Source organism: Lactobacillus sp. ESL0791, from assembly GCF_029433255.1.
GTDB lineage: Bacteria > Bacillota > Bacilli > Lactobacillales > Lactobacillaceae > Lactobacillus.
In genome coordinates this window covers 1798072-1814948 of record NZ_JAQTHU010000001.1, presented here as the reverse complement: position 1 = coordinate 1814948, position 16877 = coordinate 1798072, and the positions used below count along the sequence as shown (strand labels likewise).

General features: G+C 42.4%; 18 protein-coding genes. 17 read left to right on the top strand and 1 reads right to left on the bottom strand.

Features of this window, described 5'->3' with window-relative positions:
* Window positions 1–10 precede the first annotated feature (10 nt).
* The 11 genes from PT285_RS08790 to alr all read left to right on the top strand — a co-directional run bounded on the left by PT285_RS08790 (window position 11) and on the right by alr (window position 9550).
* The gene (locus tag PT285_RS08790) at window positions 11–451 is read left to right on the top strand and encodes a tetratricopeptide repeat protein (RefSeq protein ID WP_277149756.1); all 441 of its coding nucleotides are present in this window, start codon (window positions 11–13) and stop codon (window positions 449–451) included.
* Between the two features lie 62 nt (window positions 452–513).
* On the top strand, window positions 514–1353 hold the full coding sequence (locus PT285_RS08785; RefSeq protein WP_277149754.1) for a class II fructose-bisphosphate aldolase: 840 nt from the start codon (window positions 514–516) through the stop codon (window positions 1351–1353).
* A 15-nt stretch (window positions 1354–1368) separates the two neighbouring features.
* Entirely contained in the window at window positions 1369–1974 is a 606-nt protein-coding gene (locus tag PT285_RS08780; protein ID WP_277149753.1) for an AAA family ATPase, read from the top strand.
* Window positions 1975–2271: 297 nt separating this feature from the next.
* Window positions 2272–2922, top strand: a complete 651-nt coding sequence (gene deoC / locus PT285_RS08775; protein ID WP_277149752.1) for a deoxyribose-phosphate aldolase — start codon at window positions 2272–2274, stop codon at window positions 2920–2922.
* A gap of 172 nt (window positions 2923–3094) precedes the next feature.
* Window positions 3095–4009 (top strand): ribokinase, encoded by a 915-nt coding sequence (gene rbsK / locus PT285_RS08770; RefSeq protein ID WP_277149750.1) that lies wholly within the window; start codon window positions 3095–3097, stop codon window positions 4007–4009.
* Between the two features lie 80 nt (window positions 4010–4089).
* The gene (locus PT285_RS08765) at window positions 4090–4623 is read left to right on the top strand and encodes a hypothetical protein (protein ID WP_277149748.1); all 534 of its coding nucleotides are present in this window, start codon (window positions 4090–4092) and stop codon (window positions 4621–4623) included.
* Window positions 4624–4727: 104 nt separating this feature from the next.
* On the top strand, window positions 4728–4976 hold the full coding sequence (locus PT285_RS08760; protein WP_277149746.1) for a type B 50S ribosomal protein L31: 249 nt from the start codon (window positions 4728–4730) through the stop codon (window positions 4974–4976).
* A 132-nt stretch (window positions 4977–5108) separates the two neighbouring features.
* A complete protein-coding gene (gene murF, locus PT285_RS08755; protein WP_277149745.1) occupies window positions 5109–6476 on the top strand; it encodes a UDP-N-acetylmuramoyl-tripeptide--D-alanyl-D-alanine ligase in 1368 nt (455 codons plus the stop codon).
* A 9-nt stretch (window positions 6477–6485) separates the two neighbouring features.
* Window positions 6486–7985 carry a DEAD/DEAH box helicase gene (locus PT285_RS08750; protein ID WP_277149743.1) on the top strand — a complete coding sequence of 500 codons (1500 nt, stop codon included), beginning with the start codon at window positions 6486–6488 and terminating at the stop codon, window positions 7983–7985.
* A gap of 78 nt (window positions 7986–8063) precedes the next feature.
* A complete protein-coding gene (gene acpS, locus PT285_RS08745; protein ID WP_277149742.1) occupies window positions 8064–8420 on the top strand; it encodes a holo-ACP synthase in 357 nt (118 codons plus the stop codon).
* The gene (gene alr / locus PT285_RS08740) at window positions 8420–9550 is read left to right on the top strand and encodes an alanine racemase (RefSeq protein ID WP_277149740.1); all 1131 of its coding nucleotides are present in this window, start codon (window positions 8420–8422) and stop codon (window positions 9548–9550) included. Before acpS ends, alr begins: the two co-directional genes overlap by 1 nt.
* Before the next feature lie 58 nt (window positions 9551–9608).
* Here alr and cbpA read toward each other — a convergent pair whose 3' ends face one another.
* On the bottom strand, window positions 9609–10313 hold the full coding sequence (gene cbpA / locus PT285_RS08735; RefSeq protein WP_277149738.1) for a cyclic di-AMP binding protein CbpA: 705 nt from the start codon (window positions 10311–10313) through the stop codon (window positions 9609–9611).
* A 166-nt stretch (window positions 10314–10479) separates the two neighbouring features.
* On the opposite strand from cbpA, the gene pth reads away from it, so the two are divergent.
* The 6 genes from pth to tilS all read left to right on the top strand — a co-directional run bounded on the left by pth (window position 10480) and on the right by tilS (window position 16835).
* A complete protein-coding gene (gene pth / locus PT285_RS08730) occupies window positions 10480–11037 on the top strand; it encodes an aminoacyl-tRNA hydrolase (protein ID WP_277149736.1) in 558 nt (185 codons plus the stop codon).
* Between the two features lies 1 nt (window position 11038).
* Entirely contained in the window at window positions 11039–14533 is a 3495-nt protein-coding gene (gene mfd / locus PT285_RS08725) for a transcription-repair coupling factor (protein WP_277149734.1), read from the top strand.
* 10 nt (window positions 14534–14543) lie between these two features.
* Window positions 14544–14786: an RNA-binding S4 domain-containing protein gene (locus PT285_RS08720; RefSeq protein WP_277149732.1), complete on the top strand. Its 243-nt coding sequence runs from the start codon at window positions 14544–14546 to the stop codon at window positions 14784–14786.
* Between the two features lie 63 nt (window positions 14787–14849).
* Window positions 14850–15227 (top strand): septum formation initiator family protein, encoded by a 378-nt coding sequence (locus PT285_RS08715; protein WP_277149730.1) that lies wholly within the window; start codon window positions 14850–14852, stop codon window positions 15225–15227.
* The gene (locus PT285_RS08710) at window positions 15224–15592 is read left to right on the top strand and encodes a S1 RNA-binding domain-containing protein (RefSeq protein ID WP_277149727.1); all 369 of its coding nucleotides are present in this window, start codon (window positions 15224–15226) and stop codon (window positions 15590–15592) included. The genes PT285_RS08715 and PT285_RS08710 overlap by 4 nt, the downstream gene beginning before the upstream one ends.
* Window positions 15576–16835, top strand: coding sequence for a tRNA lysidine(34) synthetase TilS (gene tilS / locus PT285_RS08705; protein WP_277149725.1), 1260 nt, complete (start codon window positions 15576–15578; stop codon window positions 16833–16835). Before PT285_RS08710 ends, tilS begins: the two co-directional genes overlap by 17 nt.
* Window positions 16836–16877: the final 42 nt, after the last annotated feature.

Genomic DNA, 16877 nt, shown 5'->3' with positions numbered 1-16877 from the left:
GGGTTGTAATATGTCTTTTTGGTCAAAATTATTCAAGTCTACAAAGGATCCGGATTCAAATAATAAAGGATCTGCAAATCCAGCGACTAAATTATCAGAAGAAGAAAAATCAAAGATAGAATCAGAAATAAAGCAATTAAACGATCAAATTAAAAGTGAAAAAAATGCTGATTCAGAATCAGACGATTTTAGTAAAAAGAAAGCGGAGGTATTAACTCAGTTAGGCAAGGATTATCAAAGGATTGGCAATATTGATGAAGCAATTAATGCATATGAGACTAGTCTTAAGTGCAATGAAGATTTTGGTCCAGCCTTCGATGGTTTGCTTACATTGTATGACGAAAAACGCAAGCAAGCTTCATATGCCAAAGATAATGATGAGATTCAAAAATGGCTTAACAAGAGTGATAGCCTTACAGCTTTGTCAAAGAAAATCATGAGATCCAAATAGTTCTGATCTTAATAATTTTAGAATTAAATTTATTTTTGAGAGAAAACTCTCTAGGAGAAAAAATGGCTTATAAAACTTTAAAAGAAGTATTGAAAGATGCGGAAGATAATAACTTCACTGTAGGTGCATTCAATGCTCATAATTTAGAAATGGTGCCAGCAATGATTGAGGCTGCTCATGAAGAAGGAGCGCCAGTAGTTATTCAAACATCTGTCGCTACTGCACGCTACGTGGGTATGTCTAATTTTGTTGCGGTATGTAAGAGTATGGCAACTAATGAAGCTGTTGACGTAGTTCTTCACCTCGACCATGCACGTGATATTAAGGATATTGAAGATGCAATTGCAGCTGGCTATAGTTCGGTAATGTTTGATGGTTCACTACTTTCATTTAAAGAAAATATTGAAAAGACTAAGAGAGTTGTTGACTTTGCTCATGCACGTGGAGTGTCTGTGGAAGGCGAGATTGGTACCATTGGTGGTACAGAAGAAGGATTTACTGTTAAAGAAGGAAATTATACTCGTCCAGAAGATGCTGTTAAATTCTTACAAGAATGTGATGTAGATGCGTTAGCTGTTGGTGTAGGTACTCATCATGGTCAATTTCAGTCTAAGACTAAGTTGAACTTTCCGTTAATCGAAGAATTACATAAAAAGCTGAATAGACCAATGGTTATTCATGGTGGTACTGGTGTTAAAGAAGAAGATTATCATAGATTAACTGAAAATGGTATTAGAAAATTTAATGTAGGTACTGAGATTTTGGTAGCATGGACTAAAAAGGCTAAAGAAATGTTTGGTGAAACGGAAGTTAATAATTCTTTGAGGAATAATATTATTCCGTGTAATGATGAAGTTAATAAAATTATCAAACATAAGATTGAATTATTTATGAATAAGTAATAGAGGGTGTTTTCATTGAAAAGAACCCTGCTACTTCTCGCTGGCAGCCCTGGGACGGGAAAGACATATTTTGATAATTTGATTAGAAAAGAGATTCCTGGCTTTAACGAAACATCAATAGATGTTTTTAAAGAAAGTATGTATGATGAGTATGGGTTTAATAATCAGTCTGAAAAAAATGAACTTGATGAGAAAGCCTATAAACTTTTTTATAAGAGTATCGAAAGTTTGATGGAACAGGGCAAATCAATTATTTGTGATTATCCTTTTTCTTATCGTCAACATGATACTTTAGAAAAATTAGCTGAAAAATACAATTTTCAAATAATCACTATTACTTTAAGAGCTGATCTTAATATTTTGTATGAACGTCAAAAGAAACGTGATTTAGATCCTGAACGTCATTTAGGATATCTTATGAATCATTATCATAAAGGTGACGTTGTAGAAGATAGGACTAAAGTTGATATTCAGAGACCAAAAGAAGAATTTGAAGCATTCAACCAAAAACGTGATTATGCTCATTTCAAACTTGGAAAAACGATATTTTTAAATGTTTCTGATTTTAGTAAAGTTGATTATACAGGGACCATAGAGAAGATCAAGTCATGGATTAAATAAAACTAATCTATTTCATTTGTTTTGAATTTTTATTATGGGTTTGCAATTTACTTGATAGTAAAAATATTCTGATTATTGAATTAGTTGTTTCTGCAACTAAAAAAGAAAAAAGGATTTCTGAGTTTTTCTCAAGAATCCTTTTATTTTAAGTAAATATTAGTAGCAAATTTAGTAAAAACTTTCAGTGGAGGTGTTATGTGGTAATCATTTTAGGGCTTTGAAATGATGCCTAATATTGTCGGAAATACAATGGCAAAATTGAAGAAAAGATAAAAATAAATATTTTTGGAGTTTATTATGGAACTAAGTAAATATATAGATCACACATTATTAATACCAGATGCTACCGAAAAACAAGTTGATGAAGTGATACAGCAAGCTGTTGATAATCATTTTCATGCCGTTATGATAAACCCATATTGGGTGAAGAAAGTAAGCGAGGCATTAAAGGGCACAAAAATTTCTACAGCTTGTGTAATAGGATTCCCGTTGGGTGCCAATACTACTAGAATAAAAACTTTAGAAGCTGAGGATGCTATTGCAAATGGTGTAAATGAAATAGATATGGTCATGAATATTGGTGAAATGAAATCAGGTCACTACGACAAAGTTGAAGAAGATATTCAGGCTGTAGTTAATGTGGGACACGCTTCGAATAAAATTGTTAAAGTTATAATTGAGACATGTTTATTAACAGATAATGAGATCACAAAAGCTTCTAAGATTGTTGCCAAAACCGGTGCAGATTTTGTTAAAAGTTCAACAGGGTTTTCAACAGAAGGTGCAACCGTTCATGGCGTGGAGTTAATGTATGACGCAGTTAAGGGGACGCATACACAGGTTAAAGCTTCAGGTGGTATACACACAGCTAGCGAAGCACAAGAGATGATTAACGCCGGAGCCACAAGATTAGGTGTAAGTCACAGTATGGCAATTATTGGAAAATAGTTGTATGACAGTTGGTTATGATTCAAAAAGTAGGTGGACTGGGAAATAAAATATTTAACTTTCGCCTAGGAAAATTACACTCTTTTTGCGTAATTTCTAGTTTTCAAGTTTAAATTACTATTTAAAGATGCGATAATTACACTAGAAATAAAAGAGTTAAAGGAGCAACATCATGAACACTGTGACAATTATTGGAAGCATCAATCTTGACACCAACTTACGGGTTGAACGGATGGTTAGGCCGGGTGAAACGATTCATGCCAAAGAGCATTATTCGGCTGCTGGGGGCAAAGGCGCCAATCAAGCGATGGCTGCTGCTCGCTGCGGAACCCGGACGAATTTTATCGGGGCGGTCGGCAACGACTTGCCGGGCAAACAGATGCTGAACTTACTTAAAGATGAAGGAATTAATATTTCCGGTATTCAGACAATCAAAGATGAATCAACGGGTCAAGCCTTTATCACGGTTGATGATGTGGGGCAAAATTCGATCACGCTTTATTCTGGCGCCAATTACGATTTTACGGTTGATGATGTTGCACAGAATGCCGACTTAATAAATAGTAGTGATTTTGTGCTTGCTCAGTTTGAAACACCGCTTGCGGCAACGCTCAGGGGTTTTCAGATTGCCCATGAGAAGGGAATAAAAACCATTTTAAATCCAGCTCCCGCAATTAAAGAAATTCCGCAGGAATTGCTGGAAGTGACCGACATGATCACACCTAATGAAACCGAAGCCGAAACGATCACCGGGGTGCACGTTACAGATTTAGCCAGTGCTAAACAAGCGGCAGATAAACTGCATGCCTTGGGTGTTTCAGCTGTGATTATCACGATTGGGGCCAAAGGAGCTTTTTATGATTTCGCGGGGCAATCTGCATTGGTGCCGGCATACAAGGTTAAAGCAGTTGATACAACTGCTGCCGGTGATACTTTTATCGGGGCCATGGTCAGTCAACTCAAACCGGATTTTTCTAACTTGAAGGCAGCAATTAACTTTGCCAACAAGGCTTCATCACTGACCGTTCAGAGCTATGGTGCGCAGCCATCCATTCCGTACAAAAAAGAAGTTGAGCAAATTAAATAATATTTGATATAATTTTATTCTTTATCAGGAGTATAATTAATGTATACTTATGACTAATATTAATAACAAGATAAGGAAATATGATGATGAGCGAAACGAGTTCAGAAGAAACAAGCAGGCAAGACCTTGAGACGAAATATAACTTAGAAGCGGAAAAGCCTAAGGGTGCATATTCCGATGAAAAAATCATGTCCTATGAAAAGCGGATGGGTTTTCCCGTTGCGGAAGATGATTTTGTGATCGTTCAGCAGGGCTCACCCATTAAGCGGACAGTGGCCGGTAATTTTTTCGGCGGCCCGATAGTCGGTGGGTTAGCTTCATTAACGGCTAAGTGGTTTATTATGTGCTTTAAAGATGATGGTATCTTACTTTTGGGCTTGAATTTAATGAGTGGTTTTTCGGGGAAAAACTTGTTTATTCCGAAAGAAAGCATCAAACAAGTTACTGCTAAAAAAGCGCTCAGTGTTTTTGGTGTTATGAAAATTGAACTGGTGACTGATAATGACAAGAAATTGAAATTTCAAAATCGCTGGCAGGCCAGTAATAAGAATCTCAAATTAATTTCGGAGAACCACAAGCATTTACCTGACTTAGCTGCTAAGTATGATGATTAGCTTGGTCAAAAAGACTTGAAAAGATTGCTTGAAGATGGTAGAGTAATAAACGTTAATCGGTTAATCTATAACCTGAAAGACGGTTATGGCAAAGGAGTAATAATATGAAACAAGGTATACATCCAGATTACCAACAAGTTGTCTTTATGGACTCGGCTACAGGTGCTAAATTCTTAGCTGGTTCAACTTTGACAGCAAAGGAAACAGTAGATTATGAAGGTAAGACTTACCCATTAATTCGGGTTGAAATTTCTTCAGATTCCCACCCATTCTATACTGGCAAACAGAAGTTTGCTCAAGCAGATGGCCGGATCGAGAGATTCAACAAGAAATATGGCATGAACAACAAGTAATACCTTTGATCTGGTGGAAGCAGTCCCATTGGGGCTGCTTTTTTTCGCAACAAGCGATTACTTTGTCGCAGGTAGTAAAAGCAAGTATAATTACTGCTGTATTATGAATTTGTATTTTAGGAGTAGATATAAATGAAAATGCAACTGGCAGAAATTGCCAAGGCACTTGGTGCAACTTGTTCGGGTAACAGTGAAACAATTATTACTTCTGTTGCCTTTGACTCTAGAAAAATTAAAGAAGGCGGCCTCTTTATACCTTTAAAAGGTGAAAGAGATGGGCATGATTTTATTGTTAGTGCAATTAATAATGGTGCTGCCGCCACTTTATGGGAGAAGGGGCACCCAAATAAACCTGAAAAAATTGCGGTGATTGAAGTTGACGATCCGCTAATGGCAATGCAGGCTTTAGCCAAATATTATTTGGGCAAGGTAAATCCAACGGTTGTCGGCATTACCGGCTCAAACGGCAAGACGACAACCAAGGACATGACGGCGGCCGTCTTAACCAAACGCTTCAATGTTCATAAGACCGAAGCCAATTTTAATAATGAGATTGGTGTGCCGCTGACAATTTTGGAAATGAAACCCAATACGGAAATCTTGGTTTTGGAAATGGGGATGGATCATGCGGGCCAACTCCACCATTTGAGTGAGTTAACGCATCCTGATGTGACTGTGATCACCATGATTGGTGAAGCACATATTGAGTTTTTGGGCAGCCGGGCGCATATTGCAGATGCAAAAATGGAAATTACGGATTTCTTGCAAGAAGACGGCGAATTGATTTATAACGGTGACGAGCCGCTTTTAAGAGAACGGGCAGCAAAGCTTGAACAGGATCAGGCAACTTTTGGTTTTAGTGAAAGTGACACTGTTTACGCCACAAAATTTCGCAGTTATAAGCACCATGCCAGCTTCTGGATAAACGGCTCAAAGCAGAAATTTATGATTCCGATGATTGGCAAGCACAACGTTTCTAATGCGATGGCAGCATTATCAGTTGGCCGTTATTTCGGGGAAACTGATGAAGAAATTGCCAATGCTCTGGCCGATTTTGCTCCTACGGCCAACAGAATGGAATGGGAAAAAGGCGATGTGGGTGAAGATATCATGAGTGATGTTTATAACTCCAACCCCACTGCTGTACGCGCCGTTATTACCAGTTTTGGGCAAATTCGGGTGCCAGCTGGCGGTCGTCGAATTGCTGTTTTGGGCGATATGCTTGAACTAGGCGAACGGTCGGCAAGTTTACATGCGGGCCTGACTGATTGCCTTGATCCCCAGGTGATTAACGAAGTTTATTTGCTGGGAACGCAAATGAAGAATTTATATGATGCTTTACAGGGTAAATATGCCCCTGCACAATTGCATTATTACGGACAAGATCACATGCAACGCATGATTGATGATTTAAAGAATGATATTAAGCCGGACGACATCGTGGTTTTAAAGGGCTCACACGGGATGCACCTGGAACAAGTAGTTGAGCGGCTTAGATAGGAGAATTTGGTGAAATTTTCGGAATTAGGATTAAATGATGAGCTGTTAAAAGCAATTAAACGATCGGGCTTTGAGGAAGCAACGCCGATCCAGGAACAGACAATTCCTCTTGCTTTAGCCGGTAAGGATGTGATCGGCCAGGCACAAACGGGTACTGGTAAAACAGCTGCTTTTTCGCTGCCGATTTTACAAAACCTGGATAAACACAGCAAGACGATTCAAGCTTTGATACTTGAACCGACGCGTGAATTGGCGATTCAAACCCAAGAGGAACTTTTCCGCCTAGGCCGTGATGAAAAGGCCCGGGTACAGGTTGTTTACGGTGGTGCCGATATTGGTCGGCAGATTCGCTCGCTTAAACACCATGTACCGGCCATTTTAGTTGGCACCCCCGGACGCCTGCTTGATCACCTTAAGCGCAAGACGATCAATCTTGAGAACGTTAATACAATAGTTTTGGACGAAGCTGATGAAATGCTGGACATGGGCTTTATCAAGGATATTGAAAGCATTTTGGGCTATGTGAAAAACCGCAAGCAGACCCTGCTCTTCAGTGCAACCATGCCGCAACCGATCTTGCGCATCAGCGAAAAGTTTATGCATGATCCGGAGATTGTCCGGATTAAGGCCAAAGAATTGACCGCGGATCTGATTGACCAGTATTTTGTTCGGGCCAAGGATTCGGAAAAATTTGATATTATGTGTCGCCTGATTGATGTTGAAGGGCCAGATCTGGCGCTAGTTTTTGTCCGAACTAAGCGCCGCGTCGACGAAGTCAACCGCGGCTTGCAGGCACGCGGCTACAATTCAGCCGGAATTCATGGTGACTTGTCACAGGACCGGCGAATGAGTGTTTTGAAACGATTCCGTGCTGGTAAACTGGATATTTTGGTGGCAACTGATGTTGCTGCTCGGGGCCTAGATATTTCGGGTGTAACCCATGTTTATAACTACGATATCCCGCAGGATCCGGATTCATATGTTCACCGGATTGGCCGTACGGGGCGTGCTGGTCAAAACGGAATTTCGGTAACTTTTGTCACTCCGAATGAAATTGGCTACATGCGCACAATTGAGCAGTTAACCAAGAAAAAGATGACACCGCTCCTTCCGCCAACTGATGATGAGGCACTTCATGGTCAGCTGAAACTGGCTAAGTCTAAGATTGAAGACCTGATGAAGGATGACTTGACCAAGTACACCAAGGATGCTAATGACTTGCTGGAAAATTATTCAGCCCTTGATCTAGTTTCCGCCTTTTTGAAAAATCTGGCTAAGGATTCTTCTGATGTGGAGGTTAAGATCAGTTCGGAAAAACCGTTGCCGTATAAGGGTAACGGCCGCCGCAGTGGCGGTCATGGCGGATATCGCGGTCGCAGCAGTCGGAATGGCAGCCGTGGCCGTGGAAATTATCGCAGCGGTCGCCGTGATAGTGGTAATCGTTATGGCCATGGTCGGCGCGGCAATGGCGGTGGTCACAAATTTGTGATTAAAAACAAAAAAGATTAATCTTTCTTATAAAAATGAGTTGTTTTAATTTACAACTCATTTTTTAGATTATAATTATTTTTTGTATGAGGTAGAAAAATGATTAAAGGTGTAGGAATTGATGTCGTGGAAGTTGCTCGGGTCAAAAAAATTGTTGCTCGCGGCGATTCTTTTGCCAAGAAAGTTTTGACACCAAATGAATTTGCCCAGTACAAAAAAATGCAGGGCAAACGCAAGGTGGAATATTTGGGCGGACGCTTTTCACTCAAGGAATCCTTTTCGAAGGCAATGGGAACAGGCTTGGGCAAAGAGGTCGGTCTGCAGGATGTGGAAACACTGTGGAATGATGTTGGACATCCGGTGATGACGTCGACCAAGTTTTCCGGCAAGATTTTTCCCAGCATTTCGCACGATAATCACGAAATTGTTACATTGGTAGTTTTGGAGGAAGAATAATGGTTCCAGGCAGGCACCGGCCCGCAGTTGTTCGGGTCGATTTGAGCGCAATTAGAGAAAATGTTGCAGAAGAAGTTAAACGGTTGAAGCCTAAGCAGAAATTATTTGCGGTGGTCAAGGCTAATGCATATGGTCATGGTGCGATTCCAGTGGCCAAAACCGCCCTTAAAGCTGGCGCAGATGGCTTTTGTGTGGCGCTTCTTGATGAGGCGTTGGAGTTGCGGCAGGCAGGAATTGTTAAGCCGATTTTAGTTTTAGGCGTTACACCTGCGGAAGATGCACCGCTAGCGGCAGTCCATGATGTTTCGCTAGCCGTACCTAATCTTGCTTGGCTAAAGCAGGCTGAACAGTTTTTGCAAGAAGAACAGCTGCAGCTGAAGATTCATTTAGCAATTGATTCCGGAATGGGTCGAATTGGTTTTAGTGAAGATGACGAATTTGTTGCGGCTAACAAATTTTTAACGGCCAACAAATCTTTCTTTATCGAAGGCATGTTTACTCATTTTGCCTCGGCCGACAGCAGTGATGAGCGGTATTTCCAAAAGCAGGTTGCACGTTTTAACCATATGAAAGAACTGCTGACAATTAAGCCGAAGTGGATCCATGTGGATAATACTGCCGCAAGCGTTTTTGACAAAAATGTCCCGAGTGATATCGTTCGTTTCGGCATTGGTATCTATGGCTTGAATCCATCTTCTAATCCGGCCAGTCCAGATTTGCACGCTGCCCTAAAATTACGGCCAGCGCTGTCATTAGTCAGCGAATTGACACATGTTAAAATTATTCATCAGGGCGACGGTGTCGGCTATGGCTCGACTTACGTGGCCGATGGCGACCAAGTTATTGGCACCGTGCCGGTAGGTTACGCCGATGGCTGGCTGCGCAAGTTTCAGGGTTTTAAGGTAAAAGTGGGCGATAGTTACTGCCCAATTGTCGGGCGGGTGTGCATGGACCAGTTCATGGTGCGTTTGCCGCAGACCATGCCAGTCGGGACCAAGGTTGTTCTGATTTCTAATGACCCGGCAGAACCCAATAACATTAAAGCGGCCGCTGACTATTTGGACACAATTCACTACGAGGTGGCCTGCATGCTCAATGACCGCTTGCCGCGCGTCTATGATAATGAATAATTTTAGGCATAAAAAAACTTTTCCGTTCTCTTGGAAAAGTTTTTTGCTTAAAAAATATTTATTTCTTCTCTTGATTAATGTAAACGCCCGGATTTTCGTCGCTCATCAAGGTCATTCCTGCTTGCAGGTCTTCGATCTCGGAAACCACATACCCCTTGTGGTCCAACTTGCTGACGATCTCCTTCAATGTTTCTTCGCTGACACCAGCAGGTAAGGTAAACAAAATTCTGCGGACAAAATTGCCGCCTAATTGACCAGCCGAAGCATCCAAAGTCATTGTTCCTGCGATGTTACAGTATTTAGTGATGATTTTGGACATTTTAACTAAATTGCCCCGCGAGTCATCTGTCAAGACGGTCAAAACATAGGAACCATTTTTGACATTCCAAGCATCAGACAGCATGTCTAACAGTTTGGAGTGGGTTAAGATACCGTAAAACTTATTGTCTTCGTCTAGCACAGCGATATAAGGTAAATCTTTGATGGTAAAGAAAACCTTGAAAAACGGTGAATTAACCTTGATTGTCTTAGTTGCGTTTTTAAGTAGATAAGTAACTGGCAGACTCATATCGCCGCCCTGGGATTTGTGGCGGTAGATGTGCATCTTGTAGATGTTGCCCCGAAAGATTGTTCCGGTATCATCTAAAATCGGCACACACCTAAAACCGGAATCTTCAAGGATTTTCAGGGCTTCCTCAAGAGTCACGTGTTCATTAACTGTTGTTAAGTAATCTTTTTTAATAACTGAAGATTTGATAAGCATGCGCTTGCCTCCATTCCAAAATATTCTTTGTAATTATATCATAGAAATAGTAGAAATTAAATAAACATTAAAATCATCTTTTGAATTATCTATACCTGATTTTTGCGCACTATTTTAGTTAGCGGTTGTGCTATCATTAATAAGATAATGTATGAGGGGAATAGAAATGAAAATTATTGCAGGGTTAGGCAACCCCGGGAAGAAATATGATCAAACTAAGCACAATACCGGATTTATGGCGTTGGATAATTATTTGCGCAAAAATAATTTAGCCCTAGACAAGGACAAGTTTGAAGGCTTGTGGACCAAGCAAAAGGTTGCAGGTGAAGATGCCATCTTTCTTGAACCGCAGACTTTTATGAATGATTCGGGCCGCTCAGTTGCCCAAGTAGCTAATTTTTTCAAAGTTAAGCCGGAAGACATTATGATTATTCATGATGATATGGACATGCCGATTGGTAAGATCCGGCTTCGTGCCGGCGGCAAGTCCGGTGGGCACAACGGGATAAAAAGCATCATCCGTGACCTGGGAACAGACAAGTTCAATCGGCTGAAGATCGGTATTCGCCATCCGGAAAAGGCGACGGTGGTTTCATGGGTTTTGACACCGTTTAACGATGAGCAACAGAAGTTGATGGATGCGGCTTTTGCCACCAGTGGTGAGATCATTGCCGATTTTATTGCTGGTAAAAGCTGCCAATACCTGATGAATAAGTATAATTAGCATGCAATTAACAGAAATCGTTGCGCAAGATAAAGAGCTGCGCAATTTTATTGGCAAAACTGAACAAGTAAAAAATTCACTGATCACTGGCGCCAATGCCGGTGCTTTTAGTCTGCTGTTAAAGCAAATGGTCACGCAGCTCCAGGTGCCGGTACTTTTGGTTGAAGAAAATGAAAATAAAGCCCAAAAATTAACTGGTGCACTAAGCGGTATTATGGCAGATGACCAGGTACAGTCGTTTCCGGTGGATGCGACGATCGCCACACAAACCGCAGTTAGCTCCCCCGATGAACTGAGCAGCCGGGTTCAGGCCCTGAATTTTTTACTTTCGGGAAAACCGGGCATTGTTGTAGTGACACCGCAGGCACTGCAGTATAAATTATCCTTACCGGCGGAATTTGCTCAGGCCCAACGTGAACTGCTTCCGGGTAATGAATATGATTTGCAGGAATTAACCGCATTTCTTGTTTCTGTTGGTTATCAGCGGCAGAATTTGGTCGCCAAACCCGGCGAATTTGCTTTGCGTGGTGATATTCTGGATGTTTATCCGTTGGATCGGGAATTCCCGGTGCGAATTGAATTTTTTGGTGACGAAATTGATACTATCAAGGAATTTGACTTGTCTACCCAGCGCAGTAAAAAGGAAGTTGTGCAAGTAACGATTACGCCGGCATTAGACCGGGTGTTTGTGCCGGCCGCTTTTCAGCGGGCAGCAGATAAGATTACGGCAGCAATGGCCGATGCCCCAGCACCGGAAAAAGCGGTGTCTGACCACTTTACCGGTGTCTTGGACCAATTAAAAGATAATACTTTGCCGCAAAATTATTCTTTCTTGGTTGATTATTTGCTGGAAGAGCCGACAAGTCTGCTTGCTTATTTTGCCAAAAAAGGTGTAATTCTGTTAGACGATTGGCCCTTAATTAGTCAGGCGGTAAAAACTGTTGACCAGCAGAATGCCGGTTTTATTGATGATGAATTGAAAACCGGTGCAATGCTGCCGGGGCAGGAAATTCGCGCCAATTTTGCTAAAACTTGGTCTCGCGACCAGCACCATCACGTTTATTTTTCACTTTTTCAGCGCAGCATGGGCCGGCTTCGCTTGGGTCAGCTGTTTAACTGGCAGACAAGGGAAGCTGACCAATTTTTCAGTCAAATGCCGCTGATTAAAACCCAGCTTGAAGCCTACCAGAAAACCGGGCAAACGGTAATTTTGCAGGCTGATAATGAAAAAAGGGCACAGCAAATCAGTCAGACAATGGCCGATTTTGACATGAATATTCCGGTTGTCCCAGCAGATGATTTGCTTCAGGGCCGCACACAAATTGTTGTTGGTGCGTTTGCTAGTGGTTTTGTGCTGCCGACCGTTAAACTTGTCTTTTTGACGGAACGTGAGCTGTTTAACCAGCAAGTTCAACATAAAAAGCGGATCAAGACACTGGAAAATGCCCAGCGCCTGCGCAATTATACAGAATTAAAACCCGGTGACTATGTTGTGCATGTCAACCACGGCATTGGCCGTTTTGAGGGCATCAAGACACTGGAAAGTAATGGCACTAAGCGTGACTACATTACTATTACCTACCAGCACGGCGACCAGCTGTTTGTTCCGGCTGACCAGCTGGGCCTGGTACAGAAATATGTTGCTTCAGAAGGAAAACGGCCGCGAATTAATAAGCTGGGCGGCAGCGAGTGGGCGAAAACCAAGCGCAAAGTGCAGTCAAAGGTTGAGGACATTGCCGATGATTTGATTGACTTGTATGCCAAGCGTGAATCTGAGAAAGGGCATGCCTTTTTGCCGGATGACGACTTGCAACGCAAGTTTGAAGCCGAATTTCCTTACGTTGAGACGCCGGATCAACTGCGGTCAATTAAGGAAATCAAGGCGGACATGGAACAAGACAAGCCGATGGACCGCCTGCTTGTTGGGGATGTTGGTTTTGGTAAAACCGAAGTGGCGCTGCGGGCTGCTTTTAAGGCAATCGAAGATAATAAGCAGGTCGCTTTCTTGGTGCCGACGACGATTCTGGCTCAGCAGCATTACGAGACGATCCAGGATCGTTTTAAAGATTTTCCAGTGAATTTTGCCATGCTTTCGCGCTTTCAGACACCAGCCGAATCCAAGAAAATAATTGCCGGACTTAAATCCGGGAAAATTGACCTCGTCGTGGGGACGCACCGTCTCTTGTCAAAAGATGTACAGTTTAAGAATCTGGGTTTGCTGATTGTTGACGAGGAACAGCGTTTTGGCGTCAAGCACAAGGAAAAATTGAAGGAATTAAAGGCTAACATTGACGTCTTGACGCTGACAGCAACGCCGATTCCGCGCACCTTGCACATGTCGATGGTCGGCGTGCGCGACTTGTCCGTGATGGAAACACCGCCGGCCAACCGTTACCCGATTCAGACCTATGTAATGGAACAGCTTCCCAGTGTAATTAAGGACGCCTGTCTGCGTGAGATGCAGCGCGGCGGTCAAGTCTTCTATTTACACAACCGCATTAGCGATATTGATGAGGTTGTGGAAGAGCTGCAAAAACTGATTCCTCAAGCGCGAATTGCTAGTGTGCACGGGCGCATGAGCCAAAATCAAATGGAAGATATCCTTTATCGCTTTTTGAACCGGGAGTTTGACGTTCTGGTGACCACGACAATCATTGAGACCGGGATTGATATGCCTAACGTTAACACGATGATTGTTGAAAATGCCGATCATTACGGTTTGAGCCAGCTCTACCAGCTTCGAGGCCGGATCGGTCGCAGCGCCCGGCTTGCCTACGCCTACTTTCTTTATCAGCCGAATAAGGTCTTGACAGAAGTCGGTGAAAAGCGCTTGGATGCCATTCGTGATTTTACCGAGTTGGGATCTGGGTTTAAAATTGCCATGCGCGATTTATCAATTCGCGGGGCCGGCAACATGTTGGGTGCCCAGCAGCACGGCTTTATTGACAGTGTCGGCTACGACCTTTATTCGCAGATGCTCAGTGATGCCATTAAGCAGCGCAAAGGCAAAAAGAAGCATAAACGGTCTAATGCCGAAATTGCCCTCGGGCTTGAGGCTTACATTCCTGATACTTACATTGCTGACCAGGAAGAGAAAATCGAATTTTATAAAAAAATCAAGTCAGTTACCGAACAGGATGAACTAGCAGAAATTAAGGATGAGCTGATTGACCGCTTCGGCGATTATCCGGCCCCTGTGGAAAACTTGCTGGCTGTTTCGGGCCTAAAAGCTGCCGCGGATTATGCGCAAGCAGTTAACATTATCAAAAATGGTGCTAAAGTTAAAGTGGAATTTAATAATCACGCTTCGCGTGAACTTGAAGGCCCCAACATTTTTAAGGCGCTTGAGCACGTTAATCTGAAGGCGCGCATCAGCATGACACGGGAAAAGCGCTTGGTGATTCTGCTTGAACTGCCAACTGACATGACCAACCGCATGCTGTTTAATGAATTAACGACTTTTATGCAGGCGGCAGGCAAAATTGTGCAAAGATAAAGAGGTAAAAATGAGAATTGATAAATTTTTAAAGATATCACGCCTAGTTAAACGGCGTCCGATTGCCAAAGAGATGGCTGATCAAGGCCGGATCAAGGTCAACGACAAGGTTGTCAAATCCAGTTACGATGTTAAAATTGGCGATGTGATTGAGGTTGGCTACGGCACAAGACAGGTCAAGGCCAAGGTCTGCAGCATTCGTGAGACCACCAAAAAAGCTGAGGCCAGTGAATTATACGAACTGCTTGACTGATGACTTTTAAACGGTAAATTGTTATAATTAGATTAAGATTTTTAGCCTAAGCAGGGGAGATTAATGAGGGGACCACGTATTTATAATTCGCTTAGCCCGGAAGAACAGAGAGCCCGGTTAAAGCGCAAGCAAAAACAAAAAATAAGAGAAGTACACCGTGTACGAATCAACCGGATTATTGCCGTTTTTGCAATTATCGTTGTTATTTTAGGCATTCAAATTGCGATCATGCTTGCCAAGACTAAGCGGATTGACGGTCAGGTGCAGGCAGCCAAGCAATCGTTGACAAAGGTAAACAGACAGCGCAAGGATCTGGCTGCCAAAAAAGCCGATCTCAAAGATCCAGATTATGTTGCGAAATTGATTCGTGAGAAGTTTTATTATTCGAAGCCGAATGAAAAAGTATTTAACTTACCGAGAAAGAACAATTCAGATCAATGAAGTACCAAGTTGGCCAGCGGGTAACTGGCGTGATTAATAACATAACTGATCTTGGGATTTTTTTGACCCTTCCGGGTCGACGGTCGGGGCTAGTCCACCACGATGATTTTGGTGAAAACTGGCTGCGTGAGCGCCATAATTTTCGGAATGGACAAGAAATCCGGGTGGTAGTTATTCATAATTTTAAAGGCAAATTGGCGCTTTCGCTCAAGCGGGTTAATGATCCACTGCTTATTGATCCGCTCAACCAGTTTTCCAAAACTAAGACTACCGACTTTGAGCAGGTCATGAACAAGACACTAAAAGATGCCAAAAAAGAAATTACATATCTGAAAAAAGAATTGGCTGATGAAACAAGTTATTGATTTTTTTAAAGCACATAACTTGCCGCTTATAAATAGGAAATTAGTGGTGGCGGTGAGTGCCGGACCTGATTCGATGGCCCTGTTGGCGTTGCTCAATGAGGAAAAACGCCGCTATCATTTTCAATTGGTGGCGGCACATTTTGACCACCAGCTGCGCGCTGATTCTGCTAAAGAAGCAAAAATAATTAAGCAATATTGTGCTGAGCATGATATTGTTTTTGTTAGCGGAAAATGGCAGAGGCATGGGCCGCTAAAAAAGGGCGTTGAAGCTGCCGCCAGAAAGGCACGTTATGCTTTTTTGGTGGAAACGGTCAATCAATATCACGGCGACTATTTGCTGACGGCGCACCATAACGATGATCTGCTGGAAAACATTCTGCTTAAGTTTATTCGTTCGGGAGATCCTAGCGAAATGAACAGTTTGCAGGCAGTCGGCTCAATGCATGGTGTTATTTTGTTGCGGCCGCTGCTTACCTGGACAAAAGCTGAACTGCTTGCTTTCGATCAGGCTCATCAAATTGCTTTTGTCACCGATGAGACCAACTTGGCTGATGATACGCAGCGCAATCGCCTGCGGCATCACGTTGTGCCGCTTTTGAAAGAAGAAAATCCCAAATTGGGTCAGAATGCCTTAAATTTTAGTAAAAAAATTTCCTTGTTAAACGGTTTCATAGACAAAGAATTTGCTAAAATTGGCCCACCCCAGTTATTCTTAAATGTGGCTTATCGTTTGTCCGTGCAGGCGTTAAATGGTTTAACGAGTGCACAGCAGCGACTTTATTGGCAGCACTTTATTTGGCAAAAATGGCATTTGCGGGTAAATGAACATTTAGCCGGATTCGTTTTGGTTACTTACCGCGGCTACTTTTATTTAAGCAGGGGTAACTTGCAGCCGACTGCTGCGCGGTTGCCGGTGAAATTAGACCAGCAGTTTTCATTTAACGGTCGTCAGCTAGTTTTGACAACGACCATCAATAAGGACTTGCACTGCCTGGGCAGCTTTTATGCCAAACCGCAGCAGAATTTTGCTGTCGGTCCGCTGCCGGCGGGAGCAAAATTGCTTTTGCAAAATGGCCAGCATGTAAAAAGCAAGAAAAAATTTGCGGAAAATTCCATTCCCGCAAATCTGCGGCCTTTTTGTCTAACGATTTATGCGGGGACAGAGCCCGTATTCGTTGAGCAGACATACAAGCAGCAAACTTTTTCGCGTTTGAATAGGCATTACTATCTGTACGCGTACTAAATAATAAGAAATTATAAAATATTAGAGCATTAATGCTAATTG

Coding starts and splice junctions, on each gene's coding strand:
- PT285_RS08790 (WP_277149756.1), top strand. CDS start 11: ATGTCTTTTTGGTCAAAATTATTCAAGTCTACAAAGGATCCGGATTCA.
- PT285_RS08785 (WP_277149754.1), top strand. CDS start 514: ATGGCTTATAAAACTTTAAAAGAAGTATTGAAAGATGCGGAAGATAAT.
- deoC (WP_277149752.1), top strand. CDS start 2,272: ATGGAACTAAGTAAATATATAGATCACACATTATTAATACCAGATGCT.
- rbsK (WP_277149750.1), top strand. CDS start 3,095: ATGAACACTGTGACAATTATTGGAAGCATCAATCTTGACACCAACTTA.
- PT285_RS08765 (WP_277149748.1), top strand. CDS start 4,090: ATGATGATGAGCGAAACGAGTTCAGAAGAAACAAGCAGGCAAGACCTT.
- PT285_RS08760 (WP_277149746.1), top strand. CDS start 4,728: ATGAAACAAGGTATACATCCAGATTACCAACAAGTTGTCTTTATGGAC.
- murF (WP_277149745.1), top strand. CDS start 5,109: ATGAAAATGCAACTGGCAGAAATTGCCAAGGCACTTGGTGCAACTTGT.
- acpS (WP_277149742.1), top strand. CDS start 8,064: ATGATTAAAGGTGTAGGAATTGATGTCGTGGAAGTTGCTCGGGTCAAA.
- alr (WP_277149740.1), top strand. CDS start 8,420: ATGGTTCCAGGCAGGCACCGGCCCGCAGTTGTTCGGGTCGATTTGAGC.
- cbpA (WP_277149738.1), bottom strand. CDS start 10,313: ATGCTTATCAAATCTTCAGTTATTAAAAAAGATTACTTAACAACAGTT.
- pth (WP_277149736.1), top strand. CDS start 10,480: ATGAAAATTATTGCAGGGTTAGGCAACCCCGGGAAGAAATATGATCAA.
- mfd (WP_277149734.1), top strand. CDS start 11,039: ATGCAATTAACAGAAATCGTTGCGCAAGATAAAGAGCTGCGCAATTTT.
- PT285_RS08720 (WP_277149732.1), top strand. CDS start 14,544: ATGAGAATTGATAAATTTTTAAAGATATCACGCCTAGTTAAACGGCGT.
- PT285_RS08715 (WP_277149730.1), top strand. CDS start 14,850: ATGAGGGGACCACGTATTTATAATTCGCTTAGCCCGGAAGAACAGAGA.
- PT285_RS08710 (WP_277149727.1), top strand. CDS start 15,224: ATGAAGTACCAAGTTGGCCAGCGGGTAACTGGCGTGATTAATAACATA.
- tilS (WP_277149725.1), top strand. CDS start 15,576: ATGAAACAAGTTATTGATTTTTTTAAAGCACATAACTTGCCGCTTATA.